Genomic DNA, 17,666 nt, shown 5'->3' on the forward strand with positions numbered 1-17,666 from the left:
GGCAGGACATAGTCACGGCTGTCCCACCCCACCCCATCCCCCGGACGTGAGCCGCACGCCGGTGATGCCGACGACGTCATCAAGGAGGCCGCCGTGACCAGCACAGCCGATACGGCACCTGCCGCTCCCAAAGTGAAGCGGGACCGCACGCACTATCTCTACATCGCGGTGATCATCGCGGTCGCCCTCGGTATCACCGTGGGCCTGGTGGCACCCGACTTCGCGGTCGAGCTGAAGCCGATCGGCACCGGGTTCGTGAACCTGATCAAGATGATGATCTCGCCGATCATCTTCTGCACCATCGTGCTGGGCATCGGCTCCGTCCGGAAGGCCGCCAAGGTCGGCGCCGTCGGCGGTATCGCCATGGGCTACTTCCTGGTCATGTCGCTGGTCGCGCTCGGCATCGGCCTGGTCGTCGGCAACATCCTGGACCCGGGCGCGGGCCTCGCGGTCACCGACGCGGTCAAGGAGACCGGCCAGGCCCAGGTCAACGCGGAGGCCAAGGACACCACCGAGTTCCTGCTCGGCATCATCCCGACCACGATCGTGTCCGCCTTCACCCAGGGCGAAGTCCTGCAGACCCTGCTGATCGCCCTGCTGTGCGGCTTCGCGCTGCAGGCCATGGGCAAGGCCGGCCAGCCGGTCCTGCGCGGGATCGAGCACATCCAGCGGCTGGTCTTCCGGGTCCTCGCCATGATCATGTGGGCCGCCCCGGTCGGCGCGTTCGGCGCCATGGCCGCGGTCACCGGCTCGGCCGGCGTGGACGCGCTGAAGAGCCTCGCCGTGCTGATGCTCGGCTTCTACATCACCTGTGCGCTGTTCATCTTCCTGGTGCTCGGCGCGCTGCTGCGGATCGTCGCGGGCCTGAACGTCTGGAGCCTGTTCAAGTACCTGGGCCGTGAGTTCCTGCTGATCCTCTCCACGTCGTCGTCCGAGTCGGCGCTGCCGCGGCTCATCGCGAAGATGGAGCACATGGGTGTCAGCAAGCCGGTGGTCGGCATCACCGTCCCGACCGGTTACTCCTTCAACCTCGACGGCACCATGATCTACATGACCATGGCCTCGCTGTTCATCGCCGACGCCCTGGGTACGCCGATGGTGATCGGCGAGCAGATCACGCTGCTGCTCTTCCTGCTGATCGCGTCCAAGGGCGCCGCCGGTGTCTCCGGTGCCGGCCTGGCGACGCTGGCCGGTGGTCTGCAGTCGCACAAGCCGGCCCTGGTGGACGGCATCGGCCTCATCGTCGGCATCGACCGCCTGATGAGCGAGGCCCGCGCCCTCACCAACTTCGCGGGCAACGCGGTCGCCACGGTGCTGATCGGCACCTGGACCAAGGAGATCGACCGGGAGCGGGTCGACCAGGTCCTCTCCGGCGCCGTCCCCTTCGACGAGGCCACCCTGATGGACGAGCACGGCGACGACGGTCCCGCCGACCGTGCCGAGGTCCCCGCAGCGGGCGAGAAGGAACTCGCCAAGGCCTGACACGCCGGCGTCCCCTACCGCACCGGCGCTGGCCCCCCCCAGCGCCTTCCCCGCCGCCGAGCGGCCGGACTCCTTCCCCCGGGAGTCCGGCCGCTCGGCCCTTTTCACCGCCCTTGCCCCGCCCCGCTCGATCCCGCCCCGTCCGGTCTTGCCCTGACGCCGACGTCAAGGCGTACGTTCACCGGTATGCGAATCGGCGAGCTGGCCGCACGCGCCGGGACCACCACGCGGACGCTGCGGTACTACGAGTCACGGGGACTGCTGCCCGCGCGGCGTACGGGCAACAACCACCGGACGTACGACGAGAACGACCTGAAGCTGCTGCGGCAGATCCGGACGCTCCAGCACTTCGGGTTCGAGCTGGAGGAGACCCGGCCGTTCGTGGAGTGTCTGCGGGCCGGGCACCCCGAGGGCGACTCGTGCCCCGCCTCGCTCGCGGTCTACCGGCGCAAGCTGGACGCACTCGACGCGCTCATCGGCGAGCTGCGGGCCGTTCGGGCGGTCGTCGGGGAGCAGTTGGAGCGGGCGGAGCGGGCGCGCGACGAACTGGCGGCCGACGCCGTGGCTCCGGGAGGTCCGGAGCCGGTGTGCGAACTCGGAGGGCGGCAAAGGTGAGCAGGGCGAAGGGTGTGACCGAGGATGGGGGCACCTCCCTGCTCGAACGAAGTTGAGAGATCGGGGGACGACGCGGACTTCGCGACAAAGGTGATCGGGGCCGAACTGCCGGTGCTGGTGGAGTTCACCGCCGACTGGTGTCCGCCGTGCCGACTGGGGGCGCCCCCTGCTCATGGGGGTCCCCCCGCTCGAGCGAAGCCGAGAGTGGGGGAGGAGCCGAGAGCTTGGGGGAGGCGCCGGTGCTGAGCGCGCTCGCCGCCGAGCAGGGCGGGCGGCTGAAGGTCGTGCAGCTGAACGTGGATGCCAACCCGGCCACCACCCAGGCGTACGAGGTGCTGTCGATGCCGACGTTCATGGTGTTCCGGGACGGGGAACCGCTGCGCTCGATGGTGGGCGCCAGGCCCAAGCGGCGGCTGCTGGAGGAACTGGGCGAAGTGATCTGAGCCGATACCGGCGCGGGCGGCCGGCGCCGCGCAAAAGAAACCCCCGGGTAATTGCGCCCGGGGGTTTCTTTTGCGTATATTCATTGACTCGCGACTTCAAGAGAGTCGAGTCGCAAAGAAGTTCAGTGAGCACAGTATATCCGGGCGGGAGCCGAATTGTCAAACAGCGAATATCCGGACCGTGAATTCCGACAGGAACAGGAATTCATCGACGGACTGTACGCACGCGTGGACGCCCTGCGCGGTGACACCGAGGTGTCCCTCACGGACGCGCTCGGGCAGGGCAACACGCCCATGCAGGCCAGGCTGGAGCGGGACATCCTCGTCGCCGAGCGGTCCGGGCTGCTCGCGGCGCTGAACGCGGTGGACGGTTCGCTGTGCTTCGGCCGGATCGACCTCTCCTCGGGCGCCACCCACCACATCGGCCGCATCGGACTGCGCGCCGACGACGCAGAGCGCACCCCCGTCCTCATCGACTGGCGCGCAGACGTCGCCCGCCCCTTCTACCTGGCCACCGGTCACACCCCGATGGGGCTGAGGCGCCGCCGGCACATCACCTCCGAGGGGCGCACGGTCACCGCCCTGCACGACGAGATCCTCGACCTCGGCGACGAGACCCGTACCGGCCACGAGGACCCGACCGGCGACGCCGTGCTGCTCGCCGCGCTCACCTCCGCGCGCACCGGCCGCATGGGCGACATCGTCCGCACCATCCAGGCCGACCAGGACCGCATCATCCGTGCCCCGCACCGCGGCGTGCTGGTGGTCGAGGGCGGCCCCGGCACCGGCAAGACCGCCGTGGCCCTGCACCGCGCCGCCTACCTCCTCTACGAGCACCGCGAGCTGCTGGCCCGCCGCGCCGTCCTCATCGTCGGCCCCAACCCGGCGTTCCTCGGCTACATCGGCGAGGTGCTGCCCAGCCTCGGCGAGACCGGGGTGCTGCTCGCGACCGTCGGCGAACTGTTCCCCGGCGTGAGGACCACCCGGGCGGACACCCCCGAGGCCGCCGCCGTGAAGGGCCGGGCCGCCATGGCCGACGTCCTCACCGAGGTCGTCCGCAGCCGGCAGACGCTGCCCGACCCGGTGCTCACCATCGAGCACGACCGCGAGATCCTCATGCTGGACGACGGCCTGGTGCGGGTCGCCCGCGAACACACCCGCGCCGCCAAGCTGCCGCACAACGCGTCCCGCGAGTACTTCGAGGGCCACGTCCTCAACGCGCTCACCGACATGGTCGCCGAACGCATCGGCACCGACCCGTACGACGGCGGCAATCTGCTCGACCCCAGCGACATCACCCAGATCCGCGACGAGCTCGCAGAGAACCCCGAAGTGTGGTCCGCCATCGACCAGTTGTGGCCACGGATCACCCCGCAGCGACTGATCGCCGACTTCCTCGCCGCGCCCGAGGAGTTCCTGCCGGCCGAGGACGCCGCCGCGATACGCCGCCCGGTGACCCGGCACTGGACCGTCGCCGACGTGCCGCTGCTCGACGAGGCCGCCGAACTCCTCGGCGAGGACGACCGGTGGGTGCGCGAGCGGGCCGACCGGGAGCGGCGGACGCAGATCGCGTACGCCCAGGGCGTCCTGGACGTGTCGTACGCGTCGCGGACCTTCGAGTTCGAGGACAAGGAGGAGGGCGACCCCGAGTCCTCCGAGGTGCTGTCCGCGCACGACATCATCGACGCGGAACGCTTCGCCGAGCGGCACGAGGAGGAGGACCACCGCAGCGCCGCCGAACGGGCCGCCGCCGACCGCACCTGGGCGTTCGGCCACATCATCGTCGACGAGGCACAGGAACTGTCGCCGATGGCCTGGAGGCTGCTGATGCGGCGCAGTCCGACCCGCTCGATGACCCTGGTCGGCGATCCGGCGCAGACGTCGGAGGCGGGCGGGGTCGGCTCCTGGGAGGACATCCTCGCCCCGTACGTCGAGGACCGCTGGGAGCACACCCGGCTCGGCGTCAACTACCGCACCCCGGCCGAGATCATGGACGTCGCGGCGGCCGTGGTCCGTGCCGAGCACCCCGGCTTCGAGCCGCCCGGGTCGGTCCGCTCCACCGGCGTACGCCCCTGGGCCCGCGCCACCGACGACCTGCCCGGCGCCGTCGCCGAGGCCGTCGCGGAACTCACCGCCGGGTCCCCGGGGCCCCGGCACGCGCCCGGACCGGACGGCACCCCGCCGGGCCGGCTCGCCGTCATCGCCCCGCGCGACCTGCACCGCGCCCTGGCCGCCCGGCTGGACGGGGTCACGGCGGGCGCCGAACCGGACCTGACGCAGGGGGTCGTGCTGCTCGACCCGCGGCAGGCCAAGGGCCTGGAGTTCGACTCCGTCCTCGTGGCCGAACCGGGGCGCTACGGCACCAGCGACCTGTACGTGGCGCTGACCCGCGCCACCCAGCGGCTCGGCGTCCTGCACACCGAGCCGCTGCCGAAGCCGCTGGCCGACACCCTGGCGTAGCGCCCGCCCGACGGTCAGGCCGGGCGCAGCCAGACCGTCGTCAGGGGCGGCAGGGTCAGCCGGATGCTCGCCGGGAACCCGTGCCGCCCCTGCGGCTCCGGCTTGACCGGGTCGGGCCCGCCCACGTCGCCGCCGCCGTAGCGGGCCGCGTCCGTGTTCAGGACCTCGTGCCAGGCGGGCACGTCGTCCGGGACGCCGATCAGGTAGTCGTGCCGGACCACGGGGGCGAAGTGGGAGACCGCGAGCAGCGGGGTGCCGTCCCGGTCGTACCGCAGGAAGGCGAGCACGTTGTCCTCGGCCAGGTCTCCGGCCACCCAGCGGAAACCGGCGGGCTCGGTGTCCAGCCGCCACAGCGCCGGGGTGTGCCGGTACACGGTGTTGAGGTCGCGCACCAGGTCGCGCACCCCGCGGTGGTCGGCCTCGGCGCCGTAGGCCGGGTCCAGCAGCCACCAGTCCGGGCCGTGCTGCTCGGACCACTCGGCGCCCTGCGCGAACTCCTGCCCCATGAAGAGCAGTTGCTTGCCGGGGTGGGCCCACATGAAGCCGAGGTAGGCGCGCAGCCCGGCGCGCTGCTGCCACCAGTCGCCGGGCATCTTCGACACCAGCGACCGCTTGCCGTGCACGACCTCGTCGTGCGAGATCGGCAGGACGTAGTTCTCGCTGTAGGCGTACACCATCGAGAACGTCATCTCGTGGTGGTGGTACCTGCGGTGCACCGGCTCGTGGCTCATGTACTCCAGCGAGTCGTGCATCCAGCCCATGTTCCACTTCAGCCCGAACCCCAGCCCGCCGAAGCCGCTCGGGCCCTCGTGATGGGTGGCCCGGGTGACGCCGTCCCAGGCCGTGGACTCCTCCGCGACCGTCACCACGCCGGGCACCCTGCGGTACACCGTGGCGTTCATCTCCTGCAGGAACGCCACCGCGTCCAGGTTCTCCCGGCCGCCGTGTTCGTTCGGCGTCCACTGGCCGGGCTCGCGCGAGTAGTCGAGGTACAGCATGGAGGCGACGGCGTCCACGCGCAGCCCGTCGATGTGGAACTCCTCGCACCAGTACAGGGCGTTGGCCACCAGGAAGTTGCGCACCTCGCGCCGCCCGAAGTCGAACTCCAGGGTTCCCCAGTCGGGATGGGCGGCCCGCAGCGGATCGGCGTGCTCGTACAGCGGCCGTCCGTCGAACTCGGCCAGCGCCCACTCGTCCCGCGGGAAGTGTGCCGGCACCCAGTCCATCAGCACCCCGATCCCGGCCCGGTGCAGGGCGTCGACCAGGTGCCTGAAGTCGTCCGGGGTGCCGAGGCGGGCCGTGGGCGCGTAGAAACCGGTGACCTGGTAGCCCCAGGAGCCACCGAAGGGATGCTCGGCGACCGGCATCAGTTCGACGTGCGTGAAGCCGAGGTCCTTGACGTACGCGGGTAGCTGCTCCGCGAGTTGACGGTACGTCAGTCCTGGTCGCCACGACGGCAGGTGCACCTCGTACACCGAGAACGGCGCCTCGTGCGCGGGCACTTCGGCGCGGCGCGCCAGCCACTCGGCATCTCCCCACGCGTACCGCGAGGACGTGACGACGGACGAGGTGGCCGGCGGGACCTCCGTGCGCCGCGCCATCGGGTCGGCGCGCAGGGTCTTCGAACCGTCGGGCCGGGTGATCTCGAACTTGTACAGCTCGCCCTCCCCGACCCCCGGCACGAACAGCTCCCACACCCCGCAGGAGCCCAGCGACCGCATGGGGTACCCGGCGCCGTCCCAGAAGTTGAAGCCGCCCGCCACCCGCACCCCGCGCGCGTTCGGCGCCCACACCGCGAACCGGGTGCCGGTCACCCCCTGGTGGGTCATGGGGTGCGCGCCGAGCGCCGTCCACAGCTCCTCGTGCCGTCCCTCGCCGATCAGATGCAGATCCAGCTCGCCGAGCGTGGGCAGCAGCCGGTACGCGTCCTCGACCTCCCGCACCGCCTCCTCGTACGCCACGAGCAGCCGGTACGCCGGGACCTCCCGCAGCGGCAGCAGCGCCGAGAAGAACCCGCCCCCGTCGTCGTGCAGCTCGACGGTGAGGCCCCCGGAGACCACGGTGACGGCCAGGGCGTACGGCTTGAACGTCCGGAAGACGACCCCGCCGGGCACCGGGTGCGCGCCCAGCACCGCGTGCGGGTCGTGGTGCGTGCCGTCCAGCAGCCGCTCCCGGTCGGCGGGGCCGAGAGCGGGGGACACCGCGAGCTCGGCCTCCGGCGGGGCGAGCTGCCCGGCCACCGGGTGCGCCCCGGAAGCCCGCACCCGCACGGCCTCGGCCTTCTTCGCCTTGCCCTTCTTCACGACGGCCTTCTTCACAACGGCCTTCTTCCCGGCACCCTTCTTCGCGGCGCCCTTCTCGGGTATCGCCTCGGCCGCCTCGACTGCCGCGGGTTTCTTCCTCCGCGCGGCCTTCGGCGGCTCGGCGGGCGGCCGCTCGGCCGGCTGCTGCTCGGCCGGTTGCTCCGGATGCGAACCGCTGGACTCGGGGCGGGGGATCACGGACGGAGCCTCCTGAGGGAAGGTCGGGTGGGTCGGGTCAGGCCCGGTCGGGTCCGGCGAGTCGGCGCACCGCCGCCAACGGGACCGGAAGCCACTGAGGCCGGTGCCGGGCCTCGTACAGCACCTCGTAGACGGCCTTGTCCGTCTCGTACGCGCGCAGCATCACGGGATCGGTGCGCGGATCGGTGCCCGCCGCCTCCGCGTAACCGGAGCAGTACGCCGCCCGGCAGTGCTCGGCCCAGTCCGGCTGCGGCGGGTCCGCGGAGCGGGCCGCGTAGTCGAAGGACCGCAGCATGGCGGCCACGTCCCGGACCGCGGGCTGCGGCATCCGCCGCTCGGCGAGCGGCCGGGCCGGTTCGCCCTCGAAGTCGATCAGCGACCACTTTCCCCCACTGCCGAAAGCGTGGGAGGGGCCCCCAGCCGGGGACCGCAGGCACTGGCCGAGATGCAGATCGCCGTGCACCCGCTGGGCGGTCCAGGTCCGCCCCTCGGCGGCCAGGTCGTCCAGGGCGGTGTACGCCGAGCCGAGACCGGTCGCGTACGGACGCAGCGCGGGCACCGCCCGGACGGCCGCCGCCAGCCGCTCGGCCATGCCGGCGACCATGGTCCGCAGCCTGCTGTGGCCCAGGGTGACCGTGGGCAGCGCGCGGGCCAGCGCGGTGTGCACCTCGGCGGTGGCCCGCCCCAGCGCCCGCGCCTCGGCGACGAAGTCCTCGCCCTTGGCCAGCTCCCGCAGCGCCAGCTCCCACCCGTCCGTCGCACCCTGCACGAACGGCTGGAGCACGCCCAGCACGTGGGTCTCGCCGGGATCGGCCGGGTCCGGGTCCGCGACCAGCCACGCCGTGGGCGGCGGCACCCGTGGGCAGCCCTCGCGGGCCAGGGCCAGCGGCAGCTCCAGATCGGGGTTGATCCCGGGCACGGTCCGGCGCAGCAGCTTCAGGATGAACGTATCTCCGTAGACGACGGACGAGTTCGACTGCTCGACCGTCATCAGACGCGGCACCAGGCCGGGCCGGATCTCCTGTCCCGGGTCCCGCTCGAAGCGCAGCCCGCCGATCCGGGCCCGGGTCCGCAGGGCCTCCAGGAGCAGTTCGGCGGGACGGGCGTCGTGCAGGGCCTCGTAGACCGTCCGTCCGGCGAGCGGGCCCTCGCTCACGTGCCCGATCAGTGCGGGCGCCAGCCGGGGCGGCAGCGCCTCGCGCACGCCGATCAGCAGCTGGTAGCAGTCGCCGGAGTGGGCGGCGCCGCCACCATGGGCGGAGGAGCCGGACAGGCCGGACAGGTCGGGCTGGTGAGCACGGACGAGCAGGTGGTACAGGCCCAGCCTGGCACCGGGTGGCAGCAGCTCGGTGGCCGTGACCAGGGTGAATCCGGTGATCGGGCGTCCCTTGCCCGCGAACCAGCGCTGTCGCGGCAGCCACTCCCTGAGCAGGGGATCCAGTGAGGCAAGCAGGCCGGGCGGGGGTGCGACGGTACGTATGACGGCTTCCGGCATGGAGTCGCGTCCTTTCCCCGGGTCGTCGGGGTGTTACTGATGCGTGCCCCGGGCGGGGCGGGAGAAACCGCCCCGCCCCGGGTTCTAGGCGGCGTCCCTGCGGAGCCGGAACCAGTAGAAGCCGTGGCCCCCCAGGGTCAGCAGGTACGGCAGTTCGCCCACGGCCGGGAAGCGCACCCCGCCGAACAGCTCGACCGGGTGGCGTCCCTCGAAGGCGCTCAGATCGAGCTCGGTGGGCTGCGCGAACCGGGAGAAGTTGTTGACGCAGAGCACCAGGTCGTCCTCGTGCTCGCGCAGGAAGGCGAGGACGGCGGGGTTGGAGGAGGGCAGTTCGGTGTAGGTGCCCAGGCCGAAGGCGTGGTTCTGCTTGCGGATCTCGATCATCCGGCGGGTCCAGTGCAGCAGCGACGACGGCGACGCCATGGACGCCTCGACGTTGGTGACCTGGTAGCCGTGGACCGGATCCATGATCGTGGGCAGGAACAGCCGCCCCGGGTCCGACGACGAGAAGCCGGCGTTGCGGTCGGGGGTCCACTGCATCGGGGTGCGCACCGCGTCGCGGTCGCCGAGCCAGATGTTGTCGCCCATGCCGATCTCGTCGCCGTAGTAGAGGATCGGCGAGCCGGGCAGCGACAGCAGCAGGGCGTTGAAGAGCTCGATCTGGTTGCGGTCGTTGTCCAGCAGCGGGGCCAGGCGGCGGCGGATGCCGATGTTGGCGCGCATGCGGGGGTCCTTGGCGTACTCGGCCCACATGTAGTCGCGTTCCTCGTCGGTGACCATCTCCAGGGTCAGCTCGTCGTGGTTGCGCAGGAAGATGCCCCACTGGCAGCCCGAGGGGATGGCCGGGGTCTTGGCGAGAATCTCGGAGACGGGGTAGCGCGACTCGCGCCGCACGGCCATGAAGATGCGGGGCATGACCGGGAAGTGGAAGGCCATGTGGCACTCGTCGCCGCCGGCGGCGTAGTCGCCGAAGTAGTCGACGACGTCCTCCGGCCACTGGTTCGCCTCGGCGAGGACCACGGTGTCCGGGTACTGCGCGTCGATCTCCTTGCGCACCCGCTTCAGGAAAGCGTGCGTGGCGGGCAGGTTCTCGCAGTTGGTGCCCTCCTCCTGGTAGAGGTACGGCACCGCGTCCAGCCGGAAACCGTCGATGCCCAGATCCAGCCAGAACTTCAGCGCGGAGATCACCTCCTCCTGCACGGCCGGGTTCTCGTAGTTGAGATCCGGCTGGTGCGAGAAGAAGCGGTGCCAGTAGTACTGCCCGCGGACCTGGTCGTACGTCCAGTTGGAGGCCTCGGTGTCGACGAAGATGATCCGCGCGTCCTGGTACTGCTTGTCGTCGTCCGCCCAGACGTAGTAGTCGCCGTAGGGGCCGTCCGGGTCCTTGCGGGACTCCTGGAACCACGGGTGCTGGTCGCTGGTGTGGTTCATGACGAAGTCGATGATCACGCGCATGCCCCGTTGGTGGGCGGCGTCCACGAACTCCACGAAGTCGGCGAGGTCGCCGAACTCGGGCAGCACGGCGGTGTAGTCGGCGACGTCGTAACCGCCGTCGCGCAGCGGTGACTTGAAGAACGGGGGCAGCCAGAGGCAGTCGACGCCGAGCCACTGCAGATAGTCGAGTTTGGCGGTCAGTCCCTTCAGGTCGCCGATGCCGTCGCCGTTGCTGTCCTGGAAGGAGCGGACGAGGACCTCGTAGAAGACGGCACGCTTGAACCAGTCGGGGTCGCGGTCCTGCGCCGGTGTGTCCTCGAAGGTGTCCGGTACGGGCTCGTTGACGATCATGATGCGGGTGACCCTCCGATCTGCGGGGTGGACGGTCGCGCAGCCGTGCCGCGCGGGCCGGGGGACGCGGTCCCCGGGGCCGAGACCGGGGCTGAGACCGAGGCCGACGCCGTGCGGTCACGGCCATGGTCACGGCCGCCATCGGCTTCCCGGCCGACGACGAGCACATGCGCGCCGCCCGGTCCCAGACGCACGTAGTTGGTCCTGCCCCAGTGGTAGGTCTCGCCGGTGAGTTCGTCGCGTACCGGCACCGACTCGTGCCAGTCCAGGCCGAGTTGCGGCATGTCCAACGAGACCGTGGCCTCCTGGGTGCGGTGGGGATCGAGGTTGGCGACCACCAGCACCGTGTTCGAACCCTGCCTCTTCGAGTACACGATGACCGGGTCCTGGTCCGCCTGGTGGAAACGGAGATTCCGCAGCCGGTGCAGGGCCGGATTCTCCCGGCGGATGGTGTTGAGGCGGGTGATGAGGGGGGCGATGGTGCGGCCGTGTCGCTCGGCGGTGTCCCAGTCGCGGGGGGTGAGCTGGTACTTCTCGGAGTTCAGGTACTCCTCGGAGCCCTCCCGCAGGGGGGTGTTCTCGCAGAGTTCGTAGCCGCTGTAGACGCCCCAGGCGGGGGAGAGGGTGGCGGCCAGGACGGCGCGGACCTCGAAGGCGGGGCGTCCGCCGTGCTGGAGGTAGGCGTGCAGGATGTCGGGGGTGTTGGTGAACAGGTTGGGCCGCATGTAGCAGGCGGCGTCCCCCGACAGTTCGGTGAGGTGGTCGGTCAGTTCCTGTTTGGTGGTGCGCCAGGTGAAGTAGGTGTAGGACTGCTGGAAGCCGATCTGGGCCAGGGTGTGCATCATCGCGGGGCGGGTGAAGGCCTCGGCCAGGAAGATGACGTCGGGGTCGGTGCGGTTGATGTCGGCGATGACGCGTTCCCAGAACGCGACGGGTTTGGTGTGGGGGTTGTCGACCCGGAAGATGCGCACGCCGGTGTTCATCCAGTGGCGCAGGACGCGGCAGGTCTCGGTGTGCAGGCCCTCGGGGTCGGCGTCGAAGGCGATCGGGTAGATGTCCTGGTACTTCTTGGGCGGGTTCTCGGCGTGGGCGATGGTGTTGTCGGGGCGGTGGTTAAACCACTGGGGGTGTTTGTGGACCCAGGGGTGGTCGGGGGAGCACTGCAGGGCGAAGTCCAGGGCGATCTCGAGTCCGTGGCGGGCGGCCCGGCGGACGAACCAGGTGAAGTCCTCCGGGGTGCCCAGTTGGGGGTGGAGGGCGTCGTGGCCGCCCTCGGGGGAGCCGATGGCCCAGGGCACGCCGACGTCGTCGGGGGCGGGGGTGAGGGTGTTGTTGCGTCCCTTGCGGTGGGTGGTGCCGATGGGGTGGACGGGGGGCAGGTAGACGACGTCGAAGCCCATCGCGGCGATGGCGGGCAGCCGGCGGGCGGCGGTGCGCAGGGTGCCGTGCGGCACGGTGGGGGTGCCCTCGGAGCGGGGGAAGAACTCGTACCAGGAGCCGTAGAGGGCGCGTTCGCGTTCCACGAGCAGGGGCATCGGGTCACCGGCGGTGACCGGGTCCCGCAGGGGGTATCGGGCCAGTACCGTGTCCACCTCCGGCGTCAACGCCCCCGCCAACCGGGACGACGCCGGACGCCGTTCGTCGCGCAGCGCGTCGACGGCGGTGAGGAGGGCGGCCCGCCGGTCCGGTTCCGGGACGTGGGCCGCCGCCCGTTCGTGGAGGCGGGCACCCTCCTCCAACACCAGCTCCGTGTCGATGCCCGCCGGAATCTTGATCCGTGCGTGGCGCCGCCAGGTGGTGACCGGATCGCCCCAGGCCTCCACGGTGTACGTCCAGTGCCCCGCCTCCCCCGCGGTGACGGTGGCCCCCCAGCGGTCGGTGCCCGGCGCCAGTTCCCGCATCGGCGTGAACGGCCCCGGCCGGCCCTCCGGATCCTTCAGGACGACATTGGCGGCCACCGCGTCGTGTCCCTCACGGAACACGGTCGCCGTCACCTCGAACGTCTCCCCGACGACCGCCTTCGCCGGCCGGCGCCCCTCGCGGACCACCGGCCGGACGTCGAGGACGGGGATACGGCCCACGGAGGTGGCGGGGGCGGTGTCCACGGGGGTGGTGCTCGCGGTGCTCGCTCCCGCGGCGGGCGACGGCACGGGTGACCGCGCGGGCGACGGCGACGGATGCCCGTCCTTGCCGCTCGGCCGCACGGGAGTTGTCCCGGAACCGCGTTTCGCGGACGGGCGCGGGCCGGGCTTCGGGGACGCCCCGGAACCGGCCCGCTTCGGTGGTGTGGAACCGGGCGCCGGCGGCGTCTTCGCGGTGTCGGGCGTCGGAGGAGATGACGAAGGGTGCTTGGCGGGCATGACCGCTCCTGTCCGCGTCAACGTAGGTGGGCGGATGACTGTGGGGAGGTGGGTCCTGCGGGGTCCTGCGGGGTCCTGCGTGATGCTCCGTGATGTTCCGTCGTGCTCCGCCGTGTTCCGTGGTGCACGGCGGTGGTCCTGAGGGGTGTACCGAAGGAGCCTTCCCACCCTATTCGGGTGAGCAATCCGACGCTTTGTTAACTACTCACGCGTATGTCGACACACAAGACCGGCCCCGCCCTGCAAGGCGGAACCGGTCCTTGACTGGCCGCTCCCACGCAGCCGTCCGGCAAGACCCCCGGCGCCTCTCGTTCGCATCGGGCCGGACCCGAACGAAGGACCCTAGGGCGTCGGCGTCCGCAACAGCCGGTTCGGCGAGCCGACTCCGCGGCTGCTCACCTTCCCGGTCGTCGCCCCCTTGACCAGGGCGTCCGCCACCTGCGCCGGGGTCGCCCGCCGGTGCCCGGCGAGGTACAGCGCCGCCGCGCCCGCCGCGTGCGGGGACGCCATCGACGTACCCGAGGCGGCGACCCGCCCGGTGTCGCTGGTGGCGGACGCCGAGATGACGGCGACCCCGGGAGCGAACACATCGACGGCCGAGCCGTGGTTGGAAAAGGCCGGTTTCTTGTCCTGTTGGTCGGTCGCGCCCACCGTGATCGCCTGTTCGACCCCCGCGGGCGAGTACAGCGCGGCCGCGTTTCCCTCATTGCCCGCGGCGACCGTGTAGCTGACGCCGGACGCGATGGAGGCGCGGACGGCGGCGTTCAGTTGCGCGGTGTGGAAGCCGCCGAGACTGAGGTTGGCGACCGCGGGCTTCTTCGCGTTCCGGGTCACCCAGTCGATGCCCGCGATCACCTGGGCCGTGGTGCCCGAACCCGCGTTGTCCAGCACGCGCACGGAGACGATCCGGGCCCGCTTCGCGACGCCGTACGTCTTTCCCGCGACGATGCCGGCCACATGGGTGCCGTGGCCGTTGCCGTCCTGGGCGATCCGGTCGTTCTGGACGAAGTCCCAGCCGTGCCGGGCCCGGCCGCCGAAGTCCCGGTGCGAGATCCGTACACCGGTGTCGATGATGTAGGCCGTCACTCCGGCACCCGCCGTGTCCGGAGAGGTGTACCGCTTCTTCAACGGCAGGTTCCGCTGGTCGACCCGGTCCAGTCCCCAGGACGGCGGGTTCTTTTGGGTCCCGACCCGGGTCACCCGGGTGTCCTGGGCGACCGAGGAGACCCGGGGGTCGGCCGCGAGCCGCGCCGCCTGTCTCGCGTCGGCCCGGATGGCGTAGCCGTTCAGTACCGTGCCGTAGGTGTGGCTGATTCTCGCCCCGTAGCGCGCGGCGAGATCCCTGCCCGCCGCCGAGCGGGCCGCGGTCCCCTCCTTCAGTGTCACCAGGTAGCTGCCTGCCACGGAGCCGGGCGCTCCGGCGCCGGATATCCGCCCCGTGGGCGCGGCGTGCGCGGGCAGGGTCGCGGCCGAAACCGTCGCGGCGCACAGGATCGCCGTCATGGTCGCCGTCGTGCCCCCCGCCCGGCGCAGACGCCGTGTTCGCGTCCGTGCCATGGTCCGAGTTCCCCTCCTAGACTCGGCGTACGGCGCCGCGGCCGGGGTGCACCCGGCGCGGGCCGGCACGCCACCGTGGCAGCGTCTCGTGCGGAACGAAGCCCCACAAGAATGCCTATGGGTAGGGAATCGGCCATATACGCCTTGTGATGAATCGTTTGGTCCGGGGCACGCCGCTGCCGGGTTGTCCGACTTCCGCCGTGGATGCCGTTTCCGCCGGTAGTGTCGTGCGGGACGACCGGACGCACACTGCCGTCCCTCCGCACCGCGACTCGCGCCGAGGTGGAATTTGAAGGCGATCCGTCGATTCACCGTCCGACCCGTTCTCCCCGACCCCCTCCGGCCCCTCAGCGACCTGGCCCGCAATCTGCGCTGGTCCTGGCACACACCGACCGGCGACCTCTTCCAGTCCGTCGACCCCGAATGCTGGGCCGCCTGCGGACGCGACCCCGTACGGCTGCTGGGCAGCGTGGGGCCCGAGCGGCTCGCCGAGCTGGCCGGCGACCGCGTGTTCCTGGACCGCCTCGACGCGGCCGCGGACGACCTGCACACGTACCTGACCGGCGACCGCTGGTACCAGACCCAGTCCGGCACCCGGCCGCGGAGCGACCAACTGCCCGCTGCCATCGCCTACTTCTCACCGGAGTTCGGCATCACGGCCGCCCTGCCGCAGTACTCCGGCGGGCTCGGCATCCTCGCCGGCGACCATCTCAAGGCCGCCAGCGACCTCGGCGTCCCGCTGATCGGCGTCGGCCTGCTCTACCGGCACGGTTACTTCCGCCAGACCCTGTCCCGGGACGGCTGGCAGCAGGAGCACTACCCCGTCCTCGACCCCAACGAGCTGCCCCTCGTCCAGCTCAAGGAGCCCGACGGCACGCCCGCCCTGGTGGGCCTCGCGCTGCCCGGCGGCCGGTCGCTGCGCGCCCGGATCTGGCTGGCCCAGGTGGGCAGGGTCCCCCTGCTCCTGCTGGACTCCGACGTCGAGGAGAACGACCTCGGCGAACGCGGCGTCACCGACCGGCTCTACGGCGGCGGCAGCGAGCACCGGCTGCTGCAGGAGATGCTGCTCGGCATAGGGGGTGTGCGGGCGGTGCGCGCGTACTGCCGGCTCACCGGACACGCGGCGCCCGAGGCGTTCCACACCAACGAGGGCCACGCCGGTTTCCTCGGTCTGGAACGCATCGCCGAACTGGGCGCCGAAGGACTGGAGTTCGACGCCGCCCTGGAGGCCGTCCGGGCCGGGACCGTGTTCACCACGCACACCCCCGTACCGGCCGGCATCGACCGCTTCGACCGCGCCTTGGTCGCCCGGCACTTCGGCCCCGACGCCGAACTGCCGGGCATCGACGTCGACCGCGTCATCGGGCTGGGCCGGGAGACGTACCCCGGCGGCGAGCCCGGCCTCTTCAACATGGCCGTGATGGGCCTGCGCCTCGCCCAGCGCGCCAACGGCGTGTCCCTGCTGCACGGCAGCGTCAGCCGCGAGATGTTCGCCGGGCTCTGGCCCGGATTCGACCCCGAGGAGGTGCCCATCACCTCCGTGACCAACGGGGTGCACGCACCCACCTGGGTCGCCCCCGAGGTGCTCCGGCTCGGCGCCCGGCAGATCGGTGCCGAGCGCGCCGAGGAGGCGCTGACCGTCGGTGGCTCGGACCGCTGGGACTCGGTCGCGGACATCCCGGACGAGGACATCTGGGAGCTGCGCCGGTCCCTGCGCGTCCTGCTGGTGATGGAGGTGCGGGAGCGGCTGCGCGCCTCCTGGCGGCAGCGCGGCGCCGGGACGGCGGAGCTGGGCTGGATCGACCGGGTGCTCGACCCGGACGTGCTGACCATCGGGTTCGCCCGGCGGGTCCCCTCGTACAAGCGGCTGACGCTGATGCTGCAGGACCGGGATCGGCTGACGAGCCTGCTGCTGCACCCCGAGCGGCCGGTGCAGCTCGTGATCGCGGGCAAGGCGCACCCGGCGGACGAGAGCGGCAAGCGGCTCATCCAGGAACTGGTCCGGTTCGCCGACGATCCCCGTGTGCGGCACCGGATCGTGTTCCTGCCCGACTACGGCATGGCGATGGCGCAGAAGCTCTACCCCGGCTGCGACATCTGGCTGAACAACCCGCTGCGGCCGCTGGAGGCGTGCGGCACCAGCGGCATGAAGGCCGCCCTCAACGGCTGTCTCAACCTCTCGGTGCTGGACGGCTGGTGGGACGAGTGGTTCCAGCCCGACTTCGGCTGGGCCATCCCCACCGCGGACGGGGCGGGTACCGACCCCGACCGGCGCGACGCCATAGAGGCCGCCGCGCTGTACGACCTGCTGGAGCAGCGGATCACCCCGCGCTTCTACGAGCGGGGCGAGAGCGGGCTGCCGGACCGGTGGCTGGAGATGGTCCGGCACACCCTGAGCCTGCTCGGGCCGAAGGTGCTGGCCGGCCGTATGGTCCGTGAGTACGTCGAGCGCCTGTACGCGCCCGCCGCCGGCGGCCACCGCGCGATGGACCCGGACGCCGCGCGGGACCTCGCCCGGTGGAAGACCCGGGTGCGCGCCGCCTGGCACGGCGTGACGGTCGACCATGTCGAGACGTCGGAGACGACGGGCACGGCGGAACTCGGCACCACCCTCGGGCTGCGGGTGCGCGTCGACCTCGGCGGCCTCGGCCCCGACGACGTCGAGGTCCAGGCGGTCTCCGGGCGGGTGGACGAGGAGGACCGCATCGCCGACGCGACCCCCGTGCCGCTGAAACCGGTGGGTTCCGCCGACCTGGAGGGCCGCTGGGTGTACGAGGGCCCGCTCTCCCTGGACCGCACCGGGCCGTTCGGCTACACGGTCCGTGTCCTGCCCAGCCACCGGCTGCTGGCGCAGGGCACGGAACTGGGTCTGGTCGCGGTCCCTTCGGAGGACGTCCTGGGGACCGCGGGGTTACTGATGCGGTGAGGCGGCGCCAGGGCCCGTCCGGCGGATCATGCCGGGCGGGGC

9 protein-coding genes and 1 pseudogene are annotated in these 17,666 nt (G+C 71.7%); 5 read left to right on the top strand and 5 right to left on the bottom strand.

Annotated features, from left to right (window positions below):
• Positions 1-93: 93 nt before the first annotated feature.
• The 4 genes and pseudogenes from OHB56_RS29295 (at position 94) to OHB56_RS29310 (ending at position 5,000) form a co-directional block, all read left to right on the top strand.
• Complete coding sequence (locus tag OHB56_RS29295) at positions 94-1,482, top strand: cation:dicarboxylate symporter family transporter (protein WP_406356526.1); 1,389 nt, start codon at positions 94-96, stop codon at positions 1,480-1,482.
• A gap of 186 nt (positions 1,483-1,668) precedes the next feature.
• Positions 1,669-2,097 carry a MerR family transcriptional regulator gene (locus OHB56_RS29300; RefSeq protein WP_406356528.1) on the top strand — a complete coding sequence of 143 codons (429 nt, stop codon included), beginning with the start codon at positions 1,669-1,671 and terminating at the stop codon, positions 2,095-2,097.
• Positions 2,098-2,121: 24 nt separating this feature from the next.
• A pseudogene (locus OHB56_RS29305) lies at positions 2,122-2,540 on the top strand (thioredoxin family protein).
• Between the two features lie 138 nt (positions 2,541-2,678).
• A complete protein-coding gene (locus OHB56_RS29310) occupies positions 2,679-5,000 on the top strand; it encodes a HelD family protein (RefSeq protein ID WP_406359236.1) in 2,322 nt (773 codons plus the stop codon).
• 14 nt (positions 5,001-5,014) lie between these two features.
• On the opposite strand, the gene glgB is transcribed toward OHB56_RS29310, so the two are convergent.
• The 5 genes from glgB to OHB56_RS29335 form a co-directional block, all read right to left on the bottom strand.
• Positions 5,015-7,501, bottom strand: coding sequence for a 1,4-alpha-glucan branching enzyme (glgB, locus tag OHB56_RS29315; protein ID WP_406356530.1), 2,487 nt, complete (start codon positions 7,499-7,501; stop codon positions 5,015-5,017).
• 37 nt (positions 7,502-7,538) lie between these two features.
• Complete coding sequence (locus tag OHB56_RS29320; protein ID WP_406356532.1) at positions 7,539-8,996, bottom strand: maltokinase N-terminal cap-like domain-containing protein; 1,458 nt, start codon at positions 8,994-8,996, stop codon at positions 7,539-7,541.
• An 84-nt stretch (positions 8,997-9,080) separates the two neighbouring features.
• A complete protein-coding gene (gene treS / locus OHB56_RS29325) occupies positions 9,081-10,781 on the bottom strand; it encodes a maltose alpha-D-glucosyltransferase (RefSeq protein ID WP_055596098.1) in 1,701 nt (566 codons plus the stop codon).
• A complete protein-coding gene (locus OHB56_RS29330) occupies positions 10,778-13,141 on the bottom strand; it encodes a maltotransferase domain-containing protein (protein WP_406356534.1) in 2,364 nt (787 codons plus the stop codon). The genes treS and OHB56_RS29330 overlap by 4 nt, the downstream gene beginning before the upstream one ends.
• A 342-nt stretch (positions 13,142-13,483) precedes the next feature.
• A complete protein-coding gene (locus tag OHB56_RS29335) occupies positions 13,484-14,698 on the bottom strand; it encodes a S8 family peptidase (protein WP_326754838.1) in 1,215 nt (404 codons plus the stop codon).
• Between the two features lie 289 nt (positions 14,699-14,987).
• On the opposite strand from OHB56_RS29335, the gene OHB56_RS29340 reads away from it, so the two are divergent.
• Positions 14,988-17,624: a glycosyltransferase family 1 protein gene (locus OHB56_RS29340; protein ID WP_406356535.1), complete on the top strand. Its 2,637-nt coding sequence runs from the start codon at positions 14,988-14,990 to the stop codon at positions 17,622-17,624.
• Positions 17,625-17,666 lie beyond the last annotated feature (42 nt).

The organism is Streptomyces sp. NBC_01635 (genome assembly GCF_045209715.1).
GTDB classification, from domain to species: domain Bacteria; phylum Actinomycetota; class Actinomycetes; order Streptomycetales; family Streptomycetaceae; genus Streptomyces; species Streptomyces hirsutus.